The sequence below is a fragment of the Immundisolibacter sp. genome (assembly GCF_041601295.1).
Lineage (GTDB): Bacteria > Pseudomonadota > Gammaproteobacteria > Immundisolibacterales > Immundisolibacteraceae > Immundisolibacter.
The window spans coordinates 1-24,555 of record NZ_JBFIII010000040.1 but is presented as its reverse complement, the minus strand read 5'-3'; the positions used below and the strand labels follow the sequence as shown (position 1 = coordinate 24,555).

At 64.3% G+C, this 24,555-nt stretch carries 20 protein-coding genes; 7 read left to right on the top strand and 13 right to left on the bottom strand.

The window, feature by feature from the left end:
- Nucleotides 1-175: 175 nt before the first annotated feature.
- From lepB to rpoE, 6 genes are all read right to left on the bottom strand, one after another.
- A complete protein-coding gene (lepB, locus tag ABZF37_RS07120) occupies nucleotides 176-940 on the bottom strand; it encodes a signal peptidase I (RefSeq protein ID WP_372718293.1) in 765 nt (254 codons plus the stop codon).
- A gap of 2 nt (nucleotides 941-942) precedes the next feature.
- Nucleotides 943-2,748, bottom strand: coding sequence for a translation elongation factor 4 (lepA, locus tag ABZF37_RS07115; protein WP_372718291.1), 1,806 nt, complete (start codon nucleotides 2,746-2,748; stop codon nucleotides 943-945).
- A gap of 133 nt (nucleotides 2,749-2,881) precedes the next feature.
- Nucleotides 2,882-4,300 carry a DegQ family serine endoprotease gene (locus ABZF37_RS07110; protein ID WP_372718289.1) on the bottom strand — a complete coding sequence of 473 codons (1,419 nt, stop codon included), beginning with the start codon at nucleotides 4,298-4,300 and terminating at the stop codon, nucleotides 2,882-2,884.
- Entirely contained in the window at nucleotides 4,297-5,301 is a 1,005-nt protein-coding gene (locus ABZF37_RS07105) for a MucB/RseB C-terminal domain-containing protein (RefSeq protein WP_372718286.1), read from the bottom strand. Before ABZF37_RS07105 ends, ABZF37_RS07110 begins: the two co-directional genes overlap by 4 nt.
- Nucleotides 5,298-5,861, bottom strand: a complete 564-nt coding sequence (locus ABZF37_RS07100; protein ID WP_372718284.1) for a sigma-E factor negative regulatory protein — start codon at nucleotides 5,859-5,861, stop codon at nucleotides 5,298-5,300. Before ABZF37_RS07100 ends, ABZF37_RS07105 begins: the two co-directional genes overlap by 4 nt.
- Nucleotides 5,862-5,883: 22 nt before the next feature.
- A complete protein-coding gene (rpoE, locus tag ABZF37_RS07095; protein WP_372718282.1) occupies nucleotides 5,884-6,468 on the bottom strand; it encodes an RNA polymerase sigma factor RpoE in 585 nt (194 codons plus the stop codon).
- 207 nt (nucleotides 6,469-6,675) lie between these two features.
- Between rpoE and nadB the strand changes: the two genes are divergently transcribed.
- Nucleotides 6,676-8,289 (top strand): L-aspartate oxidase, encoded by a 1,614-nt coding sequence (gene nadB / locus ABZF37_RS07090; protein ID WP_372718280.1) that lies wholly within the window; start codon nucleotides 6,676-6,678, stop codon nucleotides 8,287-8,289.
- Here the strand turns inward: nadB and ABZF37_RS07085 are convergent.
- Both ABZF37_RS07085 and ABZF37_RS07080 read right to left on the bottom strand, forming a co-directional pair.
- Nucleotides 8,267-8,665: a protein YgfX gene (locus ABZF37_RS07085; protein WP_372718278.1), complete on the bottom strand. Its 399-nt coding sequence runs from the start codon at nucleotides 8,663-8,665 to the stop codon at nucleotides 8,267-8,269. The two genes, nadB and ABZF37_RS07085, sit on opposite strands and share 23 nt — an antisense overlap.
- Nucleotides 8,658-8,894: a succinate dehydrogenase assembly factor 2 gene (locus tag ABZF37_RS07080; protein WP_372718276.1), complete on the bottom strand. Its 237-nt coding sequence runs from the start codon at nucleotides 8,892-8,894 to the stop codon at nucleotides 8,658-8,660. The genes ABZF37_RS07085 and ABZF37_RS07080 overlap by 8 nt, the downstream gene beginning before the upstream one ends.
- A 52-nt stretch (nucleotides 8,895-8,946) precedes the next feature.
- Here ABZF37_RS07080 and ABZF37_RS07075 point away from each other — a divergent pair, with 52 nt between their 5' ends.
- A complete protein-coding gene (locus ABZF37_RS07075) occupies nucleotides 8,947-9,936 on the top strand; it encodes a folate-binding protein YgfZ (RefSeq protein ID WP_372718274.1) in 990 nt (329 codons plus the stop codon).
- Between the two features lie 26 nt (nucleotides 9,937-9,962).
- Here ABZF37_RS07075 and ABZF37_RS07070 read toward each other — a convergent pair whose 3' ends face one another.
- Nucleotides 9,963-10,718: a lipopolysaccharide kinase InaA family protein gene (locus tag ABZF37_RS07070; protein ID WP_372718271.1), complete on the bottom strand. Its 756-nt coding sequence runs from the start codon at nucleotides 10,716-10,718 to the stop codon at nucleotides 9,963-9,965.
- 493 nt (nucleotides 10,719-11,211) lie between these two features.
- Between ABZF37_RS07070 and ABZF37_RS07065 the strand changes: the two genes are divergently transcribed.
- Complete coding sequence (locus tag ABZF37_RS07065) at nucleotides 11,212-13,128, top strand: FTR1 family protein (RefSeq protein WP_372718269.1); 1,917 nt, start codon at nucleotides 11,212-11,214, stop codon at nucleotides 13,126-13,128.
- A gap of 34 nt (nucleotides 13,129-13,162) precedes the next feature.
- Here the strand turns inward: ABZF37_RS07065 and ABZF37_RS07060 are convergent, their stop codons facing one another.
- Together ABZF37_RS07060 and hcp are read right to left on the bottom strand one after the other, a co-directional pair.
- Nucleotides 13,163-16,078, bottom strand: coding sequence for an insulinase family protein (locus ABZF37_RS07060; RefSeq protein ID WP_372718267.1), 2,916 nt, complete (start codon nucleotides 16,076-16,078; stop codon nucleotides 13,163-13,165).
- A gap of 104 nt (nucleotides 16,079-16,182) precedes the next feature.
- Nucleotides 16,183-17,844: a hydroxylamine reductase gene (gene hcp, locus ABZF37_RS07055; RefSeq protein ID WP_372718265.1), complete on the bottom strand. Its 1,662-nt coding sequence runs from the start codon at nucleotides 17,842-17,844 to the stop codon at nucleotides 16,183-16,185.
- A gap of 204 nt (nucleotides 17,845-18,048) precedes the next feature.
- Between hcp and ABZF37_RS07050 the strand changes: the two genes are divergently transcribed.
- From ABZF37_RS07050 to ABZF37_RS07040, 3 genes are all read left to right on the top strand, one after another.
- Nucleotides 18,049-18,480 (top strand): Rrf2 family transcriptional regulator, encoded by a 432-nt coding sequence (locus ABZF37_RS07050; protein ID WP_372718263.1) that lies wholly within the window; start codon nucleotides 18,049-18,051, stop codon nucleotides 18,478-18,480.
- Between the two features lie 337 nt (nucleotides 18,481-18,817).
- The gene (locus ABZF37_RS07045; protein ID WP_372718261.1) at nucleotides 18,818-19,510 is read left to right on the top strand and encodes a VPLPA-CTERM sorting domain-containing protein; all 693 of its coding nucleotides are present in this window, start codon (nucleotides 18,818-18,820) and stop codon (nucleotides 19,508-19,510) included.
- A gap of 335 nt (nucleotides 19,511-19,845) precedes the next feature.
- Complete coding sequence (locus ABZF37_RS07040) at nucleotides 19,846-20,379, top strand: DUF2058 domain-containing protein (RefSeq protein WP_372718259.1); 534 nt, start codon at nucleotides 19,846-19,848, stop codon at nucleotides 20,377-20,379.
- A 45-nt stretch (nucleotides 20,380-20,424) separates the two neighbouring features.
- On the opposite strand, the gene ABZF37_RS07035 is transcribed toward ABZF37_RS07040, so the two are convergent.
- Both ABZF37_RS07035 and ABZF37_RS07030 read right to left on the bottom strand, forming a co-directional pair.
- Complete coding sequence (locus ABZF37_RS07035) at nucleotides 20,425-21,477, bottom strand: LLM class flavin-dependent oxidoreductase (RefSeq protein WP_372718257.1); 1,053 nt, start codon at nucleotides 21,475-21,477, stop codon at nucleotides 20,425-20,427.
- A gap of 46 nt (nucleotides 21,478-21,523) precedes the next feature.
- Nucleotides 21,524-23,179 (bottom strand): flavin-containing monooxygenase, encoded by a 1,656-nt coding sequence (locus ABZF37_RS07030; protein WP_372718255.1) that lies wholly within the window; start codon nucleotides 23,177-23,179, stop codon nucleotides 21,524-21,526.
- Nucleotides 23,180-23,888: 709 nt separating this feature from the next.
- Between ABZF37_RS07030 and ABZF37_RS07025 the strand changes: the two genes are divergently transcribed.
- A partial coding sequence (locus ABZF37_RS07025) for an IS5 family transposase (protein ID WP_372718253.1) occupies nucleotides 23,889-24,555 on the top strand: 667 nt, incomplete at its 3' end.

Below are 24,555 nucleotides of genomic sequence, written 5' to 3'. Positions count from 1 at the left end.
TTAAAGAAGCGCTGAATAAATCCATCCTGGATTTCTCAGCGCCCGCTATCGGAAAAGCGTGGTTTTCCGACGACTCACCAAATCCACGGCTTACAGCCACAGATTTTGGCAGCGCATGCTTGCGCTGCGGGAAACACTGAATACTTCAGCGTCTCCTTAATCGTGGCAGTGACCTTCAGGGAATGCTGCTGCCGATACGTCGCCAGTTGATGGCGAAGCGGTCGCCGTCCCAGCTCATCCATATGAAGAAAGCCTTGCCGACCAGGTTCTGGTCCGGTACAAAACCCCAGTAACGGCTGTCCTTGCTGTTGTCGCGATTGTCGCCCATGACGAAATACTGGCCGGGGGGCACCACGACCTCGCCCTGGGGGCTTGGCCGCTGCGGCATCCACTGCACGTCATAGCGATGCGTGCCCAGGTGTTCGGGCAGGCGCAGCAGCTCCATGCCTTCCTCCTGTACCGACCGCGCGGCGTCGCGCTCGGTCACCTGCTCGCCGTTCACGTACAGCACCTTGTCGTAATAGCCGATGCGATCGCCCGGCACGCCGATGACGCGCTTTATGTAGTCTATGGACGGTTCGGGAGGGTAGCGGAAAACCATCACATCGCCCCGCTGCGGGCTATCGATTTCGATGATTTTTTTGTCGATGATGGGCAGCCGGATGCCATAGGCGAACTTGTTGACCAGGATGAAGTCGCCGATCGCCAGGGTCGGAATCATCGACCCCGACGGAATGCGAAACGGCTCCACCAGAAACGAGCGCAGCAGAAACACCGCCAGAATCACCGGAAAGAACGAGCGGCCGTATTCCACCCACCAGGGAATCTTGGCCGGTGGCGCCCCGGCACTGCCGCGGTGGCGTACCAGCCAGACTTCATCGATCAGCCAGATGGCGCCGCTCAGCAGCAGCAGCCCGAACAGCAGCACAGCGAAATCCACGCTTACTTCTCCTTGCCGGTGTGCAGAACCGCCATGAAAGCCTCTTGTGGTATTTGCACCGTGCCGACCGTTTTCATGCGTTTCTTGCCCTCTTTTTGCTTTTCCAGCAGCTTGCGCTTGCGCGAGATGTCGCCGCCGTAGCACTTGGCGGTGACGTTCTTGCGCATGGCGCGCACCGATTCGCGGGCCACGACTTTCGCGCCGATGGCGGCCTGGATCGGCACCTCGAACATTTGCCTGGGGATCAGCTCGACCATTTTCGCCACCAGCTCACGCCCGCGCGCGGCAGCCATGACGCGGTGCACGATCACCGACAGCGCGTCGACCTTTTCCTTGTTGACCAGCACGTCGAGCTTGACCAGATCCGCCGGCTCGAAACGGACGAACTCGTAATCGAACGACGCAAAACCCCGACTGACCGACTTCAGGCGGTCGAAGAAATCGGCTACGACCTCGGCGGCCGGGATATCGTACTGTAGCGACACTTGTCCGCCGAGGTGGCTCATGCGCTGCTGGCGGCCGCGCTTTTCTTCGCACAGCGCGAGTACCGCTCCGAGGTATGCCGACGGCAGCAGCATGCTGACGGCCAGAATCGGTTCGCGAATGACGTCCAGCATCGATGGGTCGGGCAGCTTGGCCGGATTGTCCACCATGATGGTTTCGCCGCCGCGCGTGACCACCTCGTACAGCACGGTGGGCGCGGTGGTGATCAACTCAAGATCGTATTCACGCTCCAGGCGCTCCTGCACGATCTCCATGTGCAGCATGCCCAGGAAACCGCAACGAAAGCCAAAACCGAGTGCTTGCGAGGTTTCCGGCTCGAAGTTCAGCGCCGAGTCGTTCAGACGCAGTTTGCGCAGCGCCTCGCGCAGAGCCTCATAGCTGGACGAGTCAACCGGGTACAGGCCGGCGAACACGCGGGGCTTGACCACCTGAAATCCCGGCAAGGGTTTGGCGGAGGGGCGCGCGTCTTCGGTGATGGTGTCGCCCACCGGCACCGCATCGATGTCTTTTACCGCCGCGACAACAAAGCCCACTTCGCCCACGCCAAGCTCGTTCACTTCGCGCCGTTTAGGTGTGTAAATACCGAGTTTGTCGACGGTGAATACACGCCCGTTCGACATCACGCGTATGCGTTGGCCGGCCCGCAACACGCCATTGACCACCCGCACCAGGCCCACCACGCCAAGGTAATTGTCGAACCAGGAGTCGACCACCAGGGCCTGCAGTGGCGCACTGGCTTCGCCGACCGGTGGCGGAATGCGGGCGACCAGGGCTTCCAGCAGGTCGTCAACGCCCAGGCCGGTTTTGGCGCTGACCGAAACTGCGTCCTCGGCGTCGATGCCGACGATTTCTTCGATCTCGCGCTTGACCCGCTCCGCGTCCGCCGTCGGCAGGTCGATCTTGTTGAGCACCGGCACGACTTCGAGACCCTGCTCCACCGCCGTGTAGCAGTTGGCGACCGTCTGCGCTTCAACGCCCTGGGCGGCGTCGACCACTAACAAGGCGCCCTCGCAGGCAGCAAGGGAGCGTGATACCTCGTAGGAAAAGTCCACATGCCCGGGCGTATCGATGAAGTTCAGCAGGTAATCATGTCCGTCGCGGGCGACGTACCGCAGCGACACGCTCTGCGCCTTGATGGTGATACCGCGCTCGCGTTCCAGATCCATGGAATCGAGCACCTGCGAGGACATTTCGCGCTCGGTCAGGCCCTGGCAGCGCTGGATGAAGCGATCGGCCAATGTCGACTTGCCATGATCGATGTGGGCGATGATGGAAAAATTGCGGATACGGTCGGGAGCGGTCATCGGTGAAGCGGATACGGACCCAGAACGACGGAAGGGGCGCCGCGGCGCCCCTTCTCAAGGCGGCAGACTATATCACGCCAGGTTCTTGCTTCCGTTGGCCTCCGCAGGTAATTCGACTACCGCGCCGGGGAGCTTACTTTGGCACGCGCAGCGCCAGCCAATGCGGGTTGTCACCGCGCTGTACCAGCAGGCGTGCAACCTGATTGGCGGGCAGGCGTCGCACCAGGCGCTTGAACTCGGCGCTGTCGGCGACGTCCTCGCTGTTCACTGACAGGATGATGTCGCCGACCTGTATTCCGGCATCCTGTGCCGGGCCGGCCACCAGCTTTTGAACCACGACGCCGCCACGCTTGCCACGCTGGCTCTCGGGCAGGTCAGCCACAATCAGGCCAATACGGTCGGCACTGGCTTTGGACGGCGGGGTGCCCCGGCTGGGACGCTCGACCTGCGCCGGCAGCGCGGCCACCGCAAGCTTCAGGGTGCGCGGTTTGCCGCCGCGAAGAATATCGACCGGCACCTTGCGCCCGACGGCGGTGCGCCCCACCCGCGGCGGCAGATCACTGGAATAGATGATGTCCTCGCCATTGAAGCGCAGGATGATGTCGCCAGCCGCGATGCCGGCTTTGGCCGCCGGACCATCAGGCATGACGCGGGCTACCAGGGCGCCACGCGGTTGCTGCATGCCAAAGGATTCGGCCAGTTCGCGGGTAACGTCCTGAATCAGTACGCCAAGCCACCCGCGGGTCACCGTGCCGTTGGTCTTGAGCTGTTCCACGACGTCCATGGCGACGTCGATTGGCACCGCGAACGACAAGCCCATGAAGCCGCCGGTGCGGCTGTAAATCTGCGAATTGATGCCGACCACCTCGCCTTTCATGTTGAACAGGGGCCCACCCGAGTTGCCGGGATTGATTGCCACGTCGGTCTGGATGAACGGCACATAGGTGTCTTGCGGCAAAGCACGGCCCTTGGCGCTGACGATGCCGGCGGTGACGCTGTGGTCGAAACCAAACGGCGAACCGATGGCAAGCACCCACTCGCCCACCTTGAGTCGGCCAGGGTCGCCAATCTTTACCGTCGGTAGCGGGCCGTTTTTGGATTCGATTTTGAGCAGCGCGATGTCGCTGCGCTCGTCCGAACCAATCAGCTTGGCCGGTAGCTCGCTGCGGTTGCCAAGACGCACCGTGATTTCGTCGGCATTCTTGACCACATGATGGTTGGTCAGGACATAACCGTCTGCGGAAATGATGAAGCCAGAGCCGAGTGATTCGCTGGGCATCGCCGGGGCTTCGCCCTGCTCGCCGAAAAAATGGCGAAACAGCTCGTTCAGAGGTGCCGCATCGGGTCCTTCTGGCAGGTCAAAGGGCAGATTTGGTCGAGCCGCCTGGGCGATTTCGGGCTTCCGCTCGCTACTGATGTTGACCACTGCCGGCCCATTCTCCGCCGCGAGCGTACTGAAATCCGGCAGATTCACGGCCAACGCCCGGCCTGCCATCAGCAATGTAATACAGCCCAGCATGGTGGGCATCGTGAGACGCAAGGCAGTTTTCATGGATTTTTGATGGGGGTGAGGGAGGACTCGGGGGAGGACGTTGTCTGGAGGCCTTCGATCGGTGCCAGTCCCTTGGCGATATGTTCAAGGGTGGCGACCGGCACCGCTCCGAGCAAGGTGACGTGGCGCCCGCCGATGGTCGTGCCAAAGGCGGGCAGCGCCTCGACCCGACTGACGCCGACCAGGGGCTGCTCGTCAGGCGCCGGTGAATCAATGAATATCGAAATCGTCGACAGACCATCGGACACGGTGAGCTGTTCGACATCCTGGCCGCCGCCGGGCACCTGTCGACGCGCGTAATCACCCATCGCAAAGCCCGGCGGCAGCGTGGATATACGCCAGGGAATATCCTTGCCGGGCATGCGCGTACCCAGTGTGTATTCGCGCCATACCAGTGGCGTCGGGGTCTCGCCGGACGCTTGCTGCCAGTCACTGTCCGGGGACGCTTCCAGTAGCTGGAGGTCGGCAAAAAACGCCTGCCGCAACTCCCGGCCGCGACTGTCCACCAGACTTACCTTCAGCAGCAGGCCGGTGGCAGTATCGGTGACCAGCAGATAGGCAAAGCGAAATTCGTCACGCGGCTTGGCCAGGGTGAAGTCCGCGGCGCGGTCGGCCAGTCGCCCACTGCCAATCACGGTGAAATCGTAGAACTCGGCGAGGCGTTGCAAGCGGCGCGGCAACAGGCTGGGGAATACCGCTGCAACCAGGGCCTCGTCACTGGCTTGCCTGGCGTCGCTGAGCGCGACCCGGCAGACATTGCCGCTGCGCTGTAGTTCCCAATAACGGCCCTGCAGGCTATGGACCCGATCGTCGCCTCCGTTGGCGCCGGCTCGGTGCTCCAGCTTCAGGCTTTGTGCGTGGTTGCCTTCGATCTGGACCAGGTGGCCGCGGTAATTGAGCGTGTTGGCCGCGTCCAGCATACGCTGCAGAATTGGCGGCGTGTCGGCGCTGGCCTGCACGCAGCCCAGTGTCAGCGCCAGCAGCGCCGAGGCGCGTCTCATTGTGTCTGGTCGACGCGTACGCTGCGGGCCAGGGGAAGATTGTCCTGCCCGGCGAGCAGGGCATTGTCGGCGTATACAGCCCAGTATCTTTCCAGCCGGCTGGCGGCCACAGGCGCGGTGGAATGTGTTGCCGCGGGGCGCGCCGCGACTGGCGGCGCGGCTATCGCCAATGCGGGGCGGGCCGTCTGTTCCGCCGTGGCAAGTTCTGGAGCGGCGGTGGGGTTTTGCCACCATTGCGATCCGACCACGGTCGCGAGCGCCACCGATGCGGCCAGCGCGCTGCCCATGGCATAGCGCGCCCAGCGGTTGGCGACCGGCGGGGCCAGCACGCCGGGCAACAGGTACGAGGGTTCTTTGGTGATTGCTTCGCGCAGCGCGGCTCGCAGGTCGAGCGTTAGATCGGTGTTGCCGCGCATCAACTCGCGTACCTGGTGCATTCGGTGCCACTCGGTGGCCAGCGCCTCGTCCCGACACAGGGTGTCCAATGTCGCTTCAGTCTGGCTGGCGTCCAACTCGCCATCCATCAGACAGGACATGGCTTCGTGTTGTGGCTCCGTCATTCAGCTCTCCACCGTTGAGCGGTCATAGGTAAGGTCTAAGTTTTTGGTCGACTGCCCGGCGGGCGCGAAAGATCCGTGAACGCACGGTGCCGATCGGGCAATCCAGTACCTGGGCGATATCTTCGTAGCTAAGACCTTCGATTTCACACAAAGTTAACGCGGTGCGCAGATCTTCCGGCAACTCTCCGAGGGCAACCGTCAGCGCCGCCTGCAATTGGTCGCGAACCGCATAGGACTCTGGCGTGGCCAGTTCCGCGACCACCACACCGGCTTCCTCGACGTCGCCGTCGGTGATGTCTACATCGTCGCCGGGTGGACGACGCGATCTTGCCACCAAATGGTTCTTTGCCGCATTGACTGCAATTCGGTACAGCCATGTGTAGAAGGCGCTGTCACCGCGAAAATTGGGCAAGGCCCGATAGGCCTTGATAAAAGCCTCCTGCACCACGTCCTGGGCCTCGGAATGGTCCGACACCAGGCGTCGCACCAGCTTGTTCACGCGCAGTTGGTATTTGCCTACCAGCAGGTCGAACGCTCGCTTGTCGCCGTTTTGCACCCGACGCACCAGAGCCAGATCGACGGCACTTTCATCGCCATTGTTGGTCATCTTCTAGCCACGGTAGGACCGGCCGCAAACCACCGCGGCTGCGGCTGTAGGAATCGAGATCGAAATTTCGGCGCACGTTGGGCCAGGCGCCGACCGTGGCATTGTCAATTCACGCCCCCCTGATAGCCGTCTGTGTCGCGTGTCGCGCTTTTGCTACATTGCCGGTGGATTTTATCAGCTTAGCCCCCCCCCACGTCTGGTGCCCCGATGTCGACCAACGAGCAGGTATTGATCATTGGTGGCGGTGTGGCCGGGTTGAGCCTGGCGCTGCGCCTGGCGGATGCCGTGCCGGTGTGTATGCTGGCCAAGGGGCCACTGACCGAGGGGTCCAGCCTGTATGCGCAGGGTGGCGTCGCGGCGGTGCTGGGCGATCAGGATTCGGTGGAGTCGCACGTTACCGACACGCTGGTGGCGGGTGCGGGCCTGTGCGACCCGGAGGCGGTGCGCTTCACGGTCGAGCACAGCCGGGGCGCAATCCAGTGGTTGATCGACCAGGGCGTTGCCTTCACCCGCCTCACCGAGCCCGGCGGTAACGGACCGTTTGACGATTACCACCTGACGCGCGAGGGGGGGCACGCGCAGCGACGGATCATCCATTCCGCCGACTCCACCGGACGCGCCATTACCACCACGCTGGAAGACAAGGTCCGCCGGCATCCCAACATCACTCTGCACGATTACCACATCGCAATTGACCTGATCACCACGGCCCGTCTCGGACACGGGCCGGATCGATGCGTGGGCGCCTACGCGCTTGACCGGCGCAGCGGCCGGGTGCAGGTGTTTCGTGGCCGCGCGGTGGTACTGGCGACCGGCGGGATCGGCAAGGTGTACCTGTATACCAGCAACCCCGACGTTGCCACCGGTGACGGCATCGCGATGGCCTGGAGGGCCGGTTGTCGGGTTGGCAATATGGAATTCATCCAGTTCCATCCGACCTGCTTGTTTCATCCCAAGGCCAAGACATTCCTTATTTCCGAGGCTTTGCGGGGAGAAGGAGGCTTACTGCGCCTGCCCAGTGGTGAGCGCTTCATGCAGGCTTACGACGAGCGCCTGGAGCTGGCGCCGCGGGACGTCGTGGCGCGCGCCATCGACAGCGAAATGAAACGCCTTGGTCTGGGGTGCGTCTACCTTGACATCAGCCACCTGTCGGCTGACTTCATTCACGAGCATTTCCCGTCCATCGCCGCCCGTTGTCTGGAACTCGGTATCGACATTACGCGCGAGCCGATTCCAGTGGTGCCAGCAGCACACTACCTGTGTGGTGGCGTGGTTACGGATCTTGGGGGCCGTACCGACCTGCCGGGCCTGTATGCGGTTGGGGAGGCGGCTTACACCGGGCTGCACGGCGCCAATCGTCTGGCCAGTAATTCCTTGCTCGAATGCCTGGTCATGGCGCAGGCCGCGGCGACCGACATCCTGGCCGGTCCGGCACGTCAGGCCGTTGCGGTCGTCATCCCGCCGTGGGACGAGAGCCAGGTCACTGACTCCGACGAGGAGGTGGTGGTGGCGCATAACTGGGATGAGTTGCGACGAGCCATGTGGGATTACGTGGGCATTGTGCGCACCGACAAGCGCCTGGCGCGGGCACTCAGGAGGGTGCAACTGCTGGCGCGGGAAATCGACGAGTACTACGCCAACTTTCGCGTCAGCAACGATTTGATTGAACTGCGCAACCTGGTGCTGATAGGCGAGTTGATTGTTCGTTCGGCGCAGCAACGGCGCGAAAGCCGCGGCCTGCACTACAGCCTGGATTGCCCGCGGCTGGAAGAAACGCAACCGCCGCGGCCGACTTTGCTCAGCCCGCCGCGCGCAGACTGACCCGCAGACGGCGCAACGGTTCGGCGGCCACGGCGTCGGCGGGCAAACTGAGGTAGCGGCGCTTGCGGTCCTGGTGCAGGGCCACGATTACCAGCCAGGGATGGCAGAACGACCGTTCCGTTTCGAGATGCCAGCCGGTTTCGCGTTGCCCATCGCGTCGGGTCAGGACCCAATCGCCGTCAATCTGCCCCTGAGCGCGCAAAACATCGCTGGCTTTGCGCCGGGTGAATTGCCACAGTAAGGTTGCGCACAGGCCAAAGCCGGCCGGCCAGCCCAGCGGCGGAAGTACCGAAAGCAGCGCGATCAGTCCACCCAGGTGCAGTACCAGCAACACGCCGATCAGTCGCGGCGATCGTCCCGGCCTCAGATCATGCACGGCCGCTCAGCCGGGGTAACAGTGCGGCGGTTTCGGGATCCGCTGCGGCAACACGGCCGTACAGCAGATCGAGCAGGTCGTCGTCCTCCATCTCCAGCAGGCGCTCGAAGGCAGCCCGTTGCGCCCCGTTCAGGCGCGTCAGATGTTGGTCGAGGAAGTTGCGCAGCAGGATGTCGAGTTCCTGCTTGCCCCGGCGGCAGCGCCAGCGCAGCATAGAATCACTGATCATTTGTTTTGCTTCAGTTTTCACCTGGGCCGTGCTGGCCCCGAGGATACCCGCTATGGCGTGGATGCCCAGTACCGCTCTGGCACCGGCTGCTGTTGGCCTGCCAATGCTGGCCGGTCGCGCCGTGCTCATGCCACTTGATCATCTTGCCGTGCTCCAGGCTGGCGGTGCGGATGCGACGGATTTTCTGCATGGCCAACTGAGCAACGACCTGGTCGGTCTGGCGCCAGACCATAGTCTGCTTGCGGGCTACTGCAATGCCAAAGGGCGTTTGTATGGGGCGCTGCGGTTGTGGCGGGCTGGCGATGACTGCTTGGCCTGGCTGGCGGCTGACACCGCCGAGGCCGTTCTAAAGCGCTTGAGTATGTTTATCATGCGCAGCAAGGTAACGCTCACATTGCGGGATGACCTTGCCTTGCTCGGGCTGGCAGGGGTCGGCGCCAATGATTGCCTGATCCGCGTTGGGCTACCCGCGCCAGAGGATGAAAACACGCTGGGGCAGCATGGCCCGGTCACGGTGCTGCGTCTGCCCGGGCCTACGCCGCGGTTTGCGCTGTGTCTGCCGCAGGGTCAGGCGCAGGCGATCTGGGATGCGCTGGTCATCGACGCCGCCCCGGCGACAGGCGCCATGTGGCGGCTGCTCGATATCGATGCCGGTCTCCCGACTGTTTACGCACCGACGCTGGAAGCCTTCGTGCCGCAGATGGTGAATCTGGAGCGGGTCGGTGGCGTCAGTTTTCGAAAGGGCTGTTATCCGGGACAGGAAATCGTTGCCCGCATGCATTACCTGGGCAAGCCGTCACGGCGCATGTTTCGCCTGCGGGCAGCGGGCAGCGCGCCACCACCGGGCACGCCGGTTCTCGACCAGGATGAGCGCGAAGTTGGCACCGTGGTCGACGCCCAGGCGGCCGACGGCGGATACCGAGCGCTGGCGGTGTTACAGATAAATGCCATCGAAGCGGCCTTGCACTTGGCCGGCGCGCGCCCGGTGGAGCGGCTGACACTGCCCTATGCCCTGGAGGATGAGGCCGCGGTTCACAGCTGAATTGTGCGCAGGGAGTTCCGGGCCAATCACGCGCCGCGCTTGGCAAGCATGCGCCACAGCCGGCGTCCGGACGCGTCCAGGCGCCCCGTGGTCCCCAGGTAGTAACCCAGGAACCGCCGTCGGTCGCCGCGCGACCAGCCGGCACTGCGCCGGCTCAGGCTGTCCAGATCGCGGCGGGCACAGCTGCCGCGCCGCCAGCGCCATTTGCTTTTTTCCAGGTCGATCAACGCCACGGGCGCTGGCTGGGCCGGATCCTCACCGGCCAGCCAAGCGGCATGGACCATGACGTGTTTTGGGTACAGGCTGTTGTGCTCAAGGTGGGCGCCATGCAGGGCGCGTACCACCAGCGCGATTGCTTGCAGCAGGCGTCGGCGCTGTGGGGGCGGCGGCCAGCCGTGTTGTTGCCAGTCCTGGATCAGATCCTGCAGGGCGCGGTAGCCGGCGAGTTCACGGGTAACCAGCACGCCGCGCCTTCGGCCATTGGCGTAGTGCTCGGCATACAGCACAGGCTCGGCGGCGGCGGCGCCGACGGTTCGGCATTGCAGCAGGGTGCGAAACTCCCGCTCGGCGGTCAGTCGGCCGCGCAGTGGATGCCGCCAGGAGCGATAAACGTGATCCTCCTGCCGTTTGATGTAGAGCCCGACCTGTCGGCCATCGGGCAGGGCCAGCTCATGGCGGCAGACTGCACTCCAGCCGCCGCGTCGCTGGTTGCCAGCTTCGACCTCGTTCAACTCAAGCGTCCACCAGGCGGCAAAATCGCCCAGTCCAACTGTGGTGAACACCGGCTCCCATTCCGCCGGGGCGAGAAAAAGCGGTGCTCGGGTCACGTCGACAGGTCGTCCTTTTGCAGAGATTGCGAAGTATGTGTATTGCGTTTTGCGGCTATGCACTCACGTTCACAGCAGCCGGCGGTCAGGGCTGTCAGGTTCGTCGCGGCCCTCAAGCTGACTGCATCGAAAGTATAAGGGAGCCCATTCAGGCGGCGGCTGGTAGCGTGCCGTGCACAACAGGCCGCGCAGTGCCGGTTGCCCGGTCGTCACGTCGGCCAGGCCCGTTTCCACCAGGCCTTTTGGATTCTTGACCTTAAACAGCATTCGCCCGGAATGCTCGCGCTAGAGTTTCAAGCAACTAGCTCAAGCACGGGAGGCGCCGGTGGCCTGTTGCGAAGCAGGGGATGGCCGCGCCGCGCATTTCAATCAAGAATGATTCTCGTTTATGATTGGCCTGGCCGATTGACCCAACCTCTTATTTACCAGACATATGCGGTTTGACCCGATGCAACGTTTTTTCGGCTTGATGCTTGCCTGCATGTTACTGGCATTGCCGGTGCGAGGAGTCCCGGCCCAGGATGAAACCGCCGGCCGCCTGGTGCATCTGCTGGATTACATCGGTGTCGACTATGGCGGCGCCGTGGCCGACGGCCAGGTGTCGAGCGCGGCCGAATACGCGGAGATGCAGGAGTTCACCGCGAGCGTTGCGCAGCTGGTGCTCAGCCTGCCGAGTAAGCCAGGCCGCGAAGAGCTTGCCAGGGAGGCAAACGCGCTGCGCACCGCGGTGGACGACAAGGCTTCGGCCGCCGACGTGATCCGTATGACCGGGCAGCTGAAGGCGCGCATTGGCGAGCTTTACGAGTTGCGTCTGGCGCCGCAAAGGGCGCCCGACCTGGTTGCCGGTGCGCAGATCTATGCGGCGCAGTGCGCAGCGTGTCACGGTGCGCAAGGCCACGGCGATGGGCCGGCGGGGCAGGGCTTGGATCCGCCACCCAGTGATTTTCACGATCCCATCAGGCAGGGCTCACAGAGCCTGGCCATGCTCTACAACACCATCAGCTACGGCGTGACCGGAACCGCCATGGTCGGTTTCGGTTCCCTGTCCGAGCAGGAGCGCTGGGCGCTGGCCTTCTATGTAGGCAGCCTGCGCCACGATGCCGCCACGCGCCGGGCAGGCGAACTCGCCTGGCAGGACGGTTGCTGCAAGGACCAGTTTGCGGATTTGTTTGCGGTGGCGGGTGCGGTGCCGGATCAGGTCGGCGGATCGCCACAGCTTGCCGTGCTGGCCTATCTGCGCAGCACGCCGCTGGCGCTGCGCGACAGCCGTGGCGAATCGCTGGCATTGACCCGTCAACTGCTCCAGGAAAGCCTGGCTCAGTATCGCGCGGGCGACAGGGCGGGTGCTTACCGCACGGCCCTGGCGGCTTATCTGGATGGCTTCGAGCCGTTGGAACAAGTCCTGCAAGCGGTTGACCCGGCGCTCAAGCTGGAAGTGGAAGCGCGCATGATGGCGTATCGCGAGCCGCTGCGGGCGACCGGATCGCAGGCGGACGTCGAGCAGTTACATGCCGGCCTGGTGAAGGCGCTGGACCGGGTCGAGGCCGCGCTCGCGGCCGGCAATCTGGATGCCAAGCTGGCCTTTGCCAGCGCGTTTTTCATCCTGCTGCGCGAGGGGCTGGAGGCGGTGCTGGTACTGGCTGCGATGTTCGCCTTCCTGGGCAAGGCTGGCCGGCACGAGGCCTATCGCTACCTGCACATCGGCTGGGCCGGAGCGCTCGCCGCCGGCGTTGTTACCTGGGGGGTGGCCGCCTACGTGGTCACCATCAGCGGCGCGACGCGGGAACTGAGCGAGGGCTTCATTGCCCTGCTGGCGGCAGGCATTCTGTTCTACATGGGCTTTTGGCTGCACGACAAGTCACACGCTGATCGCTGGCAGGCCTATATCAATCAGCACCTTGGCTCCATGGGCGGTCGGTCGTTGTGGCTGCTGGCGTTCCTGGCCTTCATCGCGGTGTACCGGGAGGTGTTCGAGACCATCCTGTTCTTCCAGGCGTTGTGGCTGCAGACCACCCCGGCCGGGCAGAGCATGGTGCTGGTCGGCGCCCTGTCGGGCGCGGTCGTGCTGGCGCTGGTCAGCTGGGGTTTGCTGCGCCTGAGCACGCGCCTGCCGCTGGGGCTGTTCTTTGGTGCCAGCGCCCTGTTGATGTATCTGCTGGCCATCGTGTTCGCCGGCAAGGGCATCGTCGCCCTGCAGGAAGCCGGCACGTTGCCGATCAGCAGCATCGCTTTCCCGCGCGTGGACCTGCTGGGCATCTATCCCACGCTGCAAAGCCTTGGCGCGCAGGCGCTGCTGGTGATTGGTGCGGCGCTGCACTACGCACTGGCCCTGCGCAAACGGCGCGGGCCCTACAGCAAGGCCTGACAGTCGACGCTGTCTGCCGTCGGCAGCTCGGTCTCTACAGCCGGACCGGTGTCAGACCCAGGTCGCCGGCCCGCTCCAGGGTTGCCGGGCTGGTGATGACGGCCGTGTTGGCAAGCTGCGGCTTGAGGTAGGTTGATGCTACCCGGCGCAGGTCGTCCAGGGTCACGCCCAGCACCGTTTGTCGATAGGACTGACGCGCCTGCGCGGTGCGGCCGAACAGGCCGGCATGAAAGGCCTTGCGCGCCTCGCCGGCTGGTGACGCCGGCCGGTCAATACCGCCGATGACACCCAGGATGGCTTCCTCGACTGCCTGCGGTGGGTGCTCGTCGCCGTGCAGCCATTCCAGCGCGCGCCCGAAGTCGTTCAGCGTGTCCGCGAGGCGCGGGTCCCGGTAACTGTAAAACCTGAACGCCGCACTGTCGGCGTCGAAGCCGGCGCCGCCGCCATAGGCGCCGCCTCTCTCGCGAATAGCCGTGTGCAGGAAGCCATTACGCAGGTACCCGCCCAGCACCGACAACGCCGGAGCGTCCGGGTGACTCCAGGCCACAGCCGGGTAAGCACGGGCGCAAAAATTGACCTGCGTGTTGGTCGTCCAGGCCTGGGCTATCCGGCCATTGACGGGCGGTAGCGCCAGTGTTCGGGCGTTGTCACTTGGTTGCGCGCCGGTATCCAGCCATACCTGCGCCAGGCGCAAGGCGATATCCGGTTGTTGTTCGTCCTCGGCCACCATCAGGAACTGCAGCGGCGCCGCGGCGATGCTTTGACGCAGCTGTGCCAGCCGATCCGCCAGCCCCTTGAGCGCGGCCGGGTCGTTCAGGCTGTCGTCCAGCGCCTTGATAGCCTTGATAGCAGCCAGGCCCGACCACTGGTGTGCGAGGCGCGCCACCGGACTCATGGTGGCGCTGGCCGCGGCCATGGCCAGCGAATGACCGTTGCCGGTGACGGAGTTCTCGTCGCTCATGCGGATCTGGGCGACCAGCTCGCGCAGGCGGTCGAGTTCGTCAAAACGCGCCGTGTGCAGGGTCTCGTGCAGCAGCTTGGACAGCGCGCCGTGGTTTCGCACCAACGCTTTGCCAGACACCACGAACAGGCCACGGCTGGTCTGCGCATTCCCCGCCAGCGCACCCACGCTGGCGCTGGCGCTGATGCCGCCGGTAAGCGCCGCGTGCAGGGCCTGGGTTTGCGTATAGTCGCGGCCGCCTGCACCGACGTCGCTTATCGTCTCGGCCAGTAGCGGCAGAAGTTGCAGGGCATCGTCGTCCAGCGCCGGCAGATCAATCACGATCTGTTGGTAAACCAGACCGTTGGTCGGCTGGTCGTACCAGCTGGCCGGCAGGCCGGCGACCGGTTCGTGTACCACCGGGGGAATCTTGAGGGTCGGCGCGACGTCGGCTCGCGTGACCCGCGGCAGGATGTCCGGGTCGTCGTGTTGCGCCTGGCGATCGACCAGAGCCTTGGCCTGAGCCACGATGCGTGCGCTTTGCGTCGCATCCAGGTCGGCGCGCAGGGCGGCCAGGCGCGATTGTTCCTCGGCGTGCTCCCGCTCGGCCTGGGTGGCGTCGGGTTTCATGGTCAGACGCACGCGATGGGGGTTGTCCAGTAACCAGCGGCGCACCTCGCCCTGCACGAAGCCGGGCTCGGCAGCGGCGGTGCGCAGGCGCTCCAGTGCGGCATCGATGGCCAGCGCCTGCACCGGATCGCCGTGGTGCACAGCCTGCGGCAGAGCGTTCATGATCAGTTGCAGGCCATAGGGGTAGCGATCACCGCCGATCTCGCGCCGGCCAAGCTCGATCTGGTGCAGCATGGCCTCGACCTGCTCGGCCGGCACGCCGGTTTCGGCCACCTCGGCCAGCACCTCGAGGATCAGTTTTTCGACCGCCGCGGCGTGTTCGGGCTCCGAACCTTCCACGCCGGCCGCGAACAGCAACTCGCGCGCCGAATCATCCAGGCCACACAGGGGTGAGGGCGCGCTACCAAGCTCGGTGGTTTCGAGCGCGTGCATCAGCGGCGAGGACGAATTGTCCAGCAGCAGCCTTGAGAGCAGGTTAAGGCGCAGCACCTGGTCCAGGTCAGTCATGTCGCCCAGCAGCCAGCCGAGCACGATGTGGGTCTTGCGCGCGGTGTCGCCGTCCTCGGCGGCGTAGGTTTCTTCCACCACCCGCGGGGCGGCGTAGCGCTGTTCCGGCGGCACGCGCAGGTCGATGTCCAGGCGCTGAAAATGCCGCAGCGCGCGGTCCTCCATGATCGCCTGCTGGTCGGCGGCCGGGATGTCGCCGTAGGTGAAAAACGTCGCGTTGCTGGGGTGGTAATGGCGGGCGTGGAAAGCTTTCAGTTGTTCATAGCTCAGATCGGGAATGTGCTGCGGGTCGCCGCCGGAGTTGTGGTGGTAGGTGGTGGTCGGGTAGATCTCGCGTGCCAGCGCCTGCCACAGTGCCGATATCGGCGCGCTCATGGCGCCTTTCATTTCGTTGAACACCACGCCCTTGAAGGTGAGTTCCGAGTCCGGATTCTCGGCCTCGGCAAATTCCAGGCGGTGGCCTTCCTGGGCAAAATCGAGCGGATCGAGCGTCGGGAAGAACGCCGCGTCCAGGTACACGTCCAGCAGGTTGAAGAAGTCCTTGCGGTTCTGGCTGGCAAACGGGTAAGCGGTCCAGTCGCTGGCCGTCATGGCGTTCATGAAGGTGTTCAGCGAGCGGCGCAGCATCAGGAAGAACGGATCACGCACCGGGTAATGCCGGCTGCCGCACAGGGCAGTGTGTTCCAGGATGTGGGCAACGCCGGTCGAGTCCTGCGGCACGGTCAGAAAGGCCACCAGGAAGGCGTTGTTGTCGTCGGCGGCGGCCAGGTGGATGTGCCGCGCGCCGGTGATGCGGTGACGGTACTCCTCAACAGTGAGGTTGAGCGCTGAAACATGCTCGTTGCGCACGAGTTCGAAAGCGGGATGGGTCATGCCGTTGCCGTTGCTTTGGGGGGAGATGTGAACGGCAGTCAGTTTAGCAGCGGCCAGACCTTCGACAGCCGGCGCCGGATCGTGCCCGGCGCCGGTCGGGTTGATCAAGCCGCGGTCAGCATGGCCTCAAGGTCCGCCTGCGGCTCGCCGATGGGCGTCAGGCCGAAGGTATCCACCAGCACCTGAACCACGGCCGGGCTGAGAAAGGCCGGCATGCTAGGCCCCAGGCGGATGTTGCGCACGCCAAGGTGCAGCAGCGTCAGCAGCACGGCGACCGCCTTTTGCTCCAGCCACGACAGCACCAGCGACAGCGGCAGGTCGTTGACGCCGCAATCGAATGCATCGGCCAGCGCCAGCGCGATCTGGATCGCCGAGTAGCTGTCGTTGCACTGGCCAACGTCGAGCAGGCGCGGCAGGCCGCCGATGCTGCCAAAGTCGTGGTCGTTGAAGCGGAACTTGGCGCAGCCCAGCGTCAGGATGGCGCAGTCCTGCGGCACTTTTTCGGCCAGTTCGGTGTAGTAGTTGCGGCCCGGCTTGGCGCCGTCGCAGCCGCCGATGAGGAAGAAATGCTTCAGCGCGCCGGACTTGACCGCGCCGACCACCTGCTCGGCGGCGCCCAGCACGGCGTTGCGGGCAAAGCCGACCGTGATGCCGCGCTGCGGGCCGTCGGCCGCAAAACCCGGTGCCGCCAGCGCGGAATCAATCACCGGGCGGAAATTGCCGCCTGCGACGTGCGGCACGTCCGGCCAGCCGACCGGACCGCTGGTGAAGATGCGCGCCCGGTAGGCCGGCTGCGGCTCGATCAGGCAATTCGAGGTCATCACGATGGCGCCCGGAAAATCGGCGAACTCCGTGTGCTGGTTCTGCCAGGCGCTGCCGTAGTTGCCGGCCAGGTGCGGGAAGCGTTTCAGGCCCGGGTAGGCGTGCGCCGGCAGCAGCTCGCCGTGGGTGTAGACGTTGATGCCCAGCCCAGCGCTTTGTTCGAGCACCTGCTCCAGGTAGCGCAGGTCGTGGCCGCTGACCAGGATGGCCTTGCCGGCGCGCGGCGTGGTGCGCACCTCAGTCGGTTCCGGGTGGCCGTAGCGGCTAGTGGCGGCGGCGTCGAGCTGCTGCATGACGCGGTAGTTCAAGGCGCCGACTTCAAGCGAACGGGCGAGCAGGTCGTCCACGCCGGTCGGGTTGCCGGCCAGAAAATCCAGCAGCCGGTGGAATTCCGCATAGATGGTTGGGTCGTCCTGATCCAGCACATGGGCGTGCTCGAAATAGGCCGCCGCGCCCTTGACGCCGTACAGCACCATCGCGCGAAGACCGACCACATCGGCGCCGACGCGGTCCAGGCCGACCGTGATGGCGCCTGCCTTGGCCTTTTGCAGTAACTGATCCATGGCCTGGCCGGGGTCGCAGGCAGCTGGGCCGGCGAGTTGCTCCGGCGTCCGGCCGGCCTTGGCACAGGCCGCTTCGTAACAGGCCCTGGCGCGGTCGCGCATTGCCGCGGCCTGGGCGATCAGCGTTTCAAACCGCGACGGGTCGAAATTGACGTTGGTCAACGTGGTGAACAGGCTCTCGATCACGAACACGTCCACATCGTGATCGCGGGCGCCCAGCTGCGCCGCCCGGTGCGCGTACATCGACACGCCCTTGACCAGGTGGATCAGCAGGTCCTGCAGGTCGGCGGTGACGGCGTCCTTGCCGCAGGTGCCGACGGTGTTGGCGCAACCGTCGCCCCTGCGGGTGCGGGTGGTCTGTTCGCACTGGTAACAAAACATGGAAGCCTCCTGATGTGTCAGTCGCAACGGCCGCTTGGCCGGATACGCCGCGTGGCGTATTTCGAAGTTGCATTCTGGATACATCAATAAGCGCGGTCTTGATGCCAGTCAGGTTCGGTGGGCGGTCGCCAGTGCTCGCAGTGGGGCTTCGCCACATAATCGCCGCGAGCATCCCCGTCCGAACCGCAAAGCAACCGACACCGAATGCAACTGACGCTGTTTACCGATTTCTGCTTCCGGGTGCTGATCTATTTGGCCCAGCAGCCGCAGCGGCGCGTCACCGTCACCGAACTGAGCGATTACTACGGCATTTCCCGGCACCATCTGGTGAAGGTGGCGCACTGGCTGGGCCGTCAGGGCTACGTGACAACCAGCCGCGGCAGGCAGGGTGGTCTGTGCCTGGCGCGACCGGCGCCGGACATCGGTATCGGTCAGCTGGCACGCGCCACCGAGCCGGGCTTCGACCTGGTGGAATGTTTCGATTCGGCCACCAACACCTGCCGTATCCTGCCGCACTGCGGCCTGTCCGGCGTGCTGATGGGCGCGACACGGGCTTTTCTGGCCGAGCTGGATCGCTACACCTTGGCCGATCTTTCGGCGCGGCCGCTGCCGCTCCTGGTGTCGGCGCCAGATTAAGGGTCCTGTGGGTCGCGCCAGCTCAACACGGACACAGGGCACAGCTGCTCGTGTCGTTCGTAGAATGCCCGAGCGGCGCCCATCTTTGCGTCGACCATTGAGTGTCTCGCAAGACGATGCCGTGCCTGTCAGAAACTTTTACACTATTAAAAGATTCGAGTGGCCCCAGCATGGCATGCCAGTGTGGGGGTAGAGTCAACAATATGATTGATAAAGATAATAAATTCTTGAATAACTTCTGGCGCAGAGTTTGCTTAAAACATTAGCTAGTACTAATGACCGATGCGCGGGCACGAGTTTTAGTGCTGACCACCATCTAAGTTCTTGGAGCAGAAGCATGAAAGGGAAATTCAAGCTGGTCGCCTTGAGCGCAGCCTTCGTTTTCGCGCAAGCCGCCTCGGCGTTCGTTGTCTTCCAGGACAATTTCGACACCGAGACCCCAGGGCTTAACGCGACGCCAAGTCAGTGGACGGTTAGCAACGGAACGGTAGACATCATCGGTCGCAAGGGGTCGGTCAGTTTCTTTGATCTGCGCCTCGGCAATGGCCTGTATATAGACCTCGACGGCAGCACCAACGATGCCGGCGTCATGACCTCGACTGCGTTGACGCTGACCCCTGGCGTGGTCTACACACTTGTTTTCGATCTCTCCGGTTCGTTGCGGAATAATGGCAACAATACCGTGCGCGCCGGCATGGATTTTAACGGCGATACCGTGTTTGACCTCTACCTTGACGTCACGCTTGCCAGCACGGCACCGTTCGCCCAATTCAGCATTGCATCGTTCACCGTGGCATCACTCACCAATGTTGCCCATATCGTGTTCGATCACAGTGGCGGCGACAACGCAGGTCTGTTGCTTGATAGGGTGCTCTTGACCGGACTAACGACGCCGCCGCCACCTCCGCCACCTCCGCCTCCGCCTCCGCCTCCGCCTCCTCCAGGGGGCGTCGTTCCCGTGCCGGCGTCCGTGGTTCTGTTCGGCAGTGGGCTCCTGGGGCTGGTACTCGTGCGTCGTCGCAGGGCTTGATCGGCGATTTGTCGAGTTTCTTTACACTTCCTTGGCGGCGCTTGGGCCGCCATTCTTAGTCCGAGCCGTCGGTAATCCGGGCAGCGTGTTCTGGTTCATTGGCCAGACTGCTGTTCCGCCCCGTAACCCGCATTTTTCCGTGTACCCTCGGGTTCCAGTGCACATCAGCCAGTCCGCGTTGCTGATTGCTGGCCCGCGAGTCCGGGAAACGGCGTACGCGATTGATTTGATGAGCGGCGTCAGGTGCCCGACATCGGCTTTCCGCTCGCGGCTGTGGGCGGTCTTGTCGGGGCGGCGCAGTCGGATTCGGCCCATTTCAAAACAGTACCCGGAGCATGGTTAGTCCACTGCAGGCCCAGTTGCTGAAGGCCGGTCTGGTCAAGGCCGACCAGATCAAGAAAGCCGAACGACAGAAACGGGACGCGGCCAAACGCGGTACCCAAACGCCTGACCTGGCCGGGCAGGTTGCCGAGGCCCAGCAGCAGAAGGGGGAAAGCGACCGGCTGCGCAATCGCGAGCAGCAGGATGAGCGGGAGCGCAAGGCACGCGCCGCGCAAATCCGCCAGCTGATCGAAACCCAGCGCCTGGACCGCAGCGACGGCGAGTCAGCGTATCAATTCGTCGACGACGGAAAGGTCAGAAGAATCCCCCTGCACGAGGCACAGCGCGTGCAGGTGGTTAACGGCACGATCGCCGTGGTCAGGATGGGTAACAGCTACGAACTGGTGCCGCTGGCGACGGCCGAAAAAATCGCCCAGCGCGACCCGGCCTGTGTGTTGGTCTGCAATGCCCTGTCCGGCCCGCCAGCAGATGCGCCGCCCGACGATCCTTACGCGGAGCATCCGGTGCCTGATGACCTGACGTGGTAGGCAGGCGAGGCGCGTTAAGGTAGCCAACGGCCTGCGATCGGGGGTCTACGCCAGCGCCGGCATCACCTTGTCGCGCATGCGCGACATATGGCCTTCGACCAGATGTTCGGCCAGCCCTCCCACTCGCGTCCAGCCGAGCACGTGATTGATGCCGAACGCCTCACGCAGCCCCTGCATCTGTTCGATCATGTAGTCGGCGTCGCCGCAAAACACCGCCCCGTGAGTCACCAACTGGTCCCACTGGATGTCGCTGAGCAGGTCGCGGACGCCCTCGTAGCCCTCGTAGCCAGGGATCGATTTTTGCCCGACCTTTGGCGCCACGTACTTGCCCAGGTGCTGGAAATACCAGGTCACCGGCTCGGCGAATTCCAAGCGCGCTGATTCGTTGGTCTCGCCGCAGTACATGGCGCACAGGGCCGCGATTTCGTGCTGCGCCGGGTCGTGGCCGTGCTGTTCCAGCGCCTGCCAGTAGCGCTGGATGCCGTCGCGAGCCACTTCCAGCGAGCCGCCGAACACCGGCGAGCACAGTAGGTTGAGGCCATAGCGGCCGGCCTTCTCGAAACTGCTGTCGGAAATCGCCGCCATCCAGATCGGTGGACGTGGCTTCTGCAAGGGTCGCGGGCGAACCGAGACGTTGTCGAACCGGTAGTGTGGGCCGTGATGGCTGAAGGTCTCCTGCGACCAGGCCTTCAGGATGATCTCGATGGACTCGTCGAACAGTTCGCTGCTGCGCGACTGGTCGACGCCGTAGCCGACAAACTCGCTTGGCTGATAGCCGCGGCCGACGCCCAGCTCGATACGGCCGTCGCTGAGCAGGTCCAGCATCGCGAATTCTTCCGCCACCCGCAACGGGTGGTGAAAGGGCAGCACCACCACGCCGCTGCACAGGCGGATGCGGCTGGTGGTCTGCGCCACGGCCGCCAGCGCCAGGGCCGGCGAGGCGCAAAAACCGTACTCGCTGAAGTGGTGTTCGGCCGTCCACACGGAGTGGAAGTTGTAACGCTCGGCGGCCTCCATGATCTCGATCTGTTCCTTCACCATCTGCTGCTCGCTGCGTCCACCGGCAGTCTCGAACAGATGTAGTAGTCCGAATTTCATTGTTACTCCGTGTGCTTGTCAGAGCGTTATGGCGCTCCGCGGCGTTTCATGCGCTCACTGACGCGGCCTGCTCCGGTTCGAGCACAAAGCCCTCGTAGCCCTTGGCGGCGACCTGGGACAGTTGCTGGAAGTACCGCGGCCCGCCCATGTGTACGGCGAACTGCCGGTGTTTGCCGGGGATGTTGGCGCCTGTGTACCAGGACTCGGTGAGCGGAAACAGCGTGTGACTGGCCGCCTCGGCGACTTCTTCACCCCAGGCGATTTCCACCCCCGGCGCCGGTTCGATCACGCCCAGGCGATGCTCGCGCAGGTAGCGGATGCAGTCGCGGATCCACTCGCCTTCCAACTCGGCGCCCAGGGGCATGTTGAACAGCACGGAGGGTGTTTCCGGGCCGTGGATCATGAACAGATTCGGAAAGCCGGGGATGGCCATGCCCAGGTAGGTGTTGAAGCGTTCGGCCCATTGTTGTTTAAGCGTCACGCCGCCCCGACCCCGCGGGTTCAGGTTTTGCAGGGCACCGGTGATGGCGTCGTAACCGGTCGCCAGGACCAGCATGTCGAGCGCGTGTTCGCCGCTGCGGGTGCGCACGCCGCCGGGCGTAATGGCCTGGATCGGGTCGTCGCGCAAGTCCACCAGAGTGACGTTGGCGCGGTTGAAGGTCTCGTAGTAGCCGGAGTCTAAAATCTGCCGCTTGGTGCCGATCAGGTAATCGGGCATCAGTTTTTTGGCGATGGTGGGGTCGCGCACGATCTGGCCGATCTTGGAGCGTACGAAATCCGCCAGCGTGTGATTTGCCGCCTGCTCGAACAGGATGTCGTGGTAGGAGTCAAACGCGATGCCCAAGCCGCCCTTTTGCCAGTGCGTCTCGTACAGCGCCTTTCGCTGTTCGGGCGTGTCGTCCAGGGCCGAGCGGGTACTGGGCACAAACGGCGCCCCGAATGGGGACTCGATCATCTGCTGACGGACCTGCGGCCAGTTGTCCCGGGTCTGGCGCGCAACGGCGGGGTCCAGCGGGCGGTTGCCAGCCGGAATGGTGTACTGCGGCGTGCGCTGGAACACCGTCAGGTGCGCGGCCTCGCGGGCTATGATGGGGATGGCCTGCACGCCGGACGAGCCGGTGCCGATGATGCCAACCCGCTTGCCCGTGAAATCCACTTTTTTGTGCGGCCAATGGCCGGTGTGGTAACACGCGCCGGCGAAGCTATCCAGGCCCGGAATGTTCGGACGGTTGGCGGCCGACAGCGTGCCCACGGCGCAGATCAGGAACTGCGCGCTGACGCGGGCGCCGTGGTTGGTCTCGACCGTCCAGCGCTGGGCGGCTTCGTCGTACTGCGCGGACGTGACGCGGGTTTGAAGCTCGATGTCGCGGCGCAGGTCGAACTTGTCAGCCACGAAGTTGAGGTACGCCAGCACCGCCGGCTGATCGGGCTGGGTTTCGGCCCAATCCCACTCGCGCACCAGTTCTTCGGAAAAGGTGTAGCAGTAATACGGCCCACCGGGAAAATCGACCCGCGCGCCGGGATAGCGATTCCACGACCAGGTGCCGCCGACGCTGGTCGCGTCGTCGTAAACCCGTGCCGACAGGCCCAGTCCGCGCAGCAAATGCAGCGCGTACATGCCGCCAAAGCCAGCGCCGATGATGATGGCGTCCAGCGCCTGTGCGCGGGCGGCGGAGGCCTGTTGAGTCGATTGCTCGGGCATGTGGCTCCTCCGGTTGGGGTCATATGTTGGGTGCCGTGACCGGTCGGCGGCAGTGTGTGTCAGATCCCGATCACCCGCCTGGGCGCTGCGGCACGGCGCGCATCGCAACATGCCCACCTCGAAAACACGGTCATGCCCGCGTGGCGGGCATCCAGTTGCCCGGGTCCGCTGGGCTCCCGCCACCTTGGGGGCGGCAATACGGGGGTTTTTCGAGGCGACCGTTGTGTTGAGCATTCAGAATCATAACCCCAGCTCTGCTTGCGCCCCATCGGGCGCCAGGGATGCGTCGTCGTGCGTCGGCGGCCTGCCGTGTGGCCTGGCCTCGCGCCTTTGTCCAGTCGTGGCCTCGACCTTGCATGAAAACGTGAATTACTCATCGGCTGACTCTGGTTGAGCGCCAGCCGGATGTCGTCGACGACTTTGCGATCCAACTGCGTCCGAAACAGTTCGCGGTAGGCGACTTGCCTTTCCGCATCGTCTCTCCCGGCGCGGGAAGATAGGCCTGATAGTCTTCTTCGCGAAAGAAGCAGCGTTCCCGGTTATGCCCGCGCTGCACGATGTGCTGGGGTACGCCATCAAGGTGAATGCGCGGGCAGCAGGGCATGCGACAACGCTAAGGGAACCACTGATTTATTCCCCGCGCGGCGGCCTGTGGGTGTCAGCCTTTGCGATAATGAGCGCCCACACAGTGTCCGCGGGAGCCTGAGCGATGCAAGCGAGTTTCTCTGATCTGGAATACGCCAGCAAGAAGAAGCAGACGCGGCGTGACCGGTTCCTGGCGCAGCTGGATACGCTGACGCCGTGGGTGGCGCTGGTGGCGGCCATCGAGCCGTTCTATCCGAAGGGGCGCGGCGCCGGTCGCCCGCCGATCGGCCTGGAACGGATGCTGCGGATGTACATAGCGCAGCAGTGCTTCGGGCTGTCGGATGAGGGCATCGAGGACGCGCTGTACGACAGTCAGGCCATCCGCCGGTTTGTCGGTGTTGATCTGGCGCGCGAGGCGGCGCCGGATGCCACCACGCTGCTGAAGTTCCGCCGCCGGCTGGAGGAGCACGACCTGACCGGTGCGATCTTCCAGACCATCAACGCGCACCTGGCCCAGCAGGGCCTGCTGCTGCGCGAGGGCACGCTCATCGACGCCACCCTGATTGCCGCACCGCCATCGACCAAGAACCGGGACCGGGCGCGCGACCCGGATATGCATCAGGCGAAGAAGGGCAACCGGTGGCACTTTGGCATGAAGGCGCACATCGGGGTCGACCTGGACTCGGGGCTGGTGCACACGGTGGTCGGCACGGCCGCCCACGTGGCCGACGTGACCCAGGCGCACGCCCTGCTGCATGGGCGGGAAACCGCCGTGCTGGGCGATGCCGGCT

Coding starts and splice junctions, on each gene's coding strand:
- lepA (WP_372718291.1), bottom strand. CDS start 2,748: ATGACCGCTCCCGACCGTATCCGCAATTTTTCCATCATCGCCCACATC.
- ABZF37_RS07110 (WP_372718289.1), bottom strand. CDS start 4,300: ATGAAAACTGCCTTGCGTCTCACGATGCCCACCATGCTGGGCTGTATT.
- ABZF37_RS07105 (WP_372718286.1), bottom strand. CDS start 5,301: ATGAGACGCGCCTCGGCGCTGCTGGCGCTGACACTGGGCTGCGTGCAG.
- ABZF37_RS07100 (WP_372718284.1), bottom strand. CDS start 5,861: ATGACGGAGCCACAACACGAAGCCATGTCCTGTCTGATGGATGGCGAG.
- rpoE (WP_372718282.1), bottom strand. CDS start 6,468: ATGACCAACAATGGCGATGAAAGTGCCGTCGATCTGGCTCTGGTGCGT.
- nadB (WP_372718280.1), top strand. CDS start 6,676: ATGTCGACCAACGAGCAGGTATTGATCATTGGTGGCGGTGTGGCCGGG.
- ABZF37_RS07080 (WP_372718276.1), bottom strand. CDS start 8,894: ATGATCAGTGATTCTATGCTGCGCTGGCGCTGCCGCCGGGGCAAGCAG.
- ABZF37_RS07075 (WP_372718274.1), top strand. CDS start 8,947: ATGGCGTGGATGCCCAGTACCGCTCTGGCACCGGCTGCTGTTGGCCTG.
- ABZF37_RS07065 (WP_372718269.1), top strand. CDS start 11,212: ATGCAACGTTTTTTCGGCTTGATGCTTGCCTGCATGTTACTGGCATTG.
- ABZF37_RS07060 (WP_372718267.1), bottom strand. CDS start 16,078: ATGACCCATCCCGCTTTCGAACTCGTGCGCAACGAGCATGTTTCAGCG.
- hcp (WP_372718265.1), bottom strand. CDS start 17,844: ATGTTTTGTTACCAGTGCGAACAGACCACCCGCACCCGCAGGGGCGAC.
- ABZF37_RS07050 (WP_372718263.1), top strand. CDS start 18,049: ATGCAACTGACGCTGTTTACCGATTTCTGCTTCCGGGTGCTGATCTAT.
- ABZF37_RS07045 (WP_372718261.1), top strand. CDS start 18,818: ATGAAAGGGAAATTCAAGCTGGTCGCCTTGAGCGCAGCCTTCGTTTTC.
- ABZF37_RS07040 (WP_372718259.1), top strand. CDS start 19,846: ATGGTTAGTCCACTGCAGGCCCAGTTGCTGAAGGCCGGTCTGGTCAAG.
- ABZF37_RS07035 (WP_372718257.1), bottom strand. CDS start 21,477: ATGAAATTCGGACTACTACATCTGTTCGAGACTGCCGGTGGACGCAGC.
- ABZF37_RS07030 (WP_372718255.1), bottom strand. CDS start 23,179: ATGCCCGAGCAATCGACTCAACAGGCCTCCGCCGCCCGCGCACAGGCG.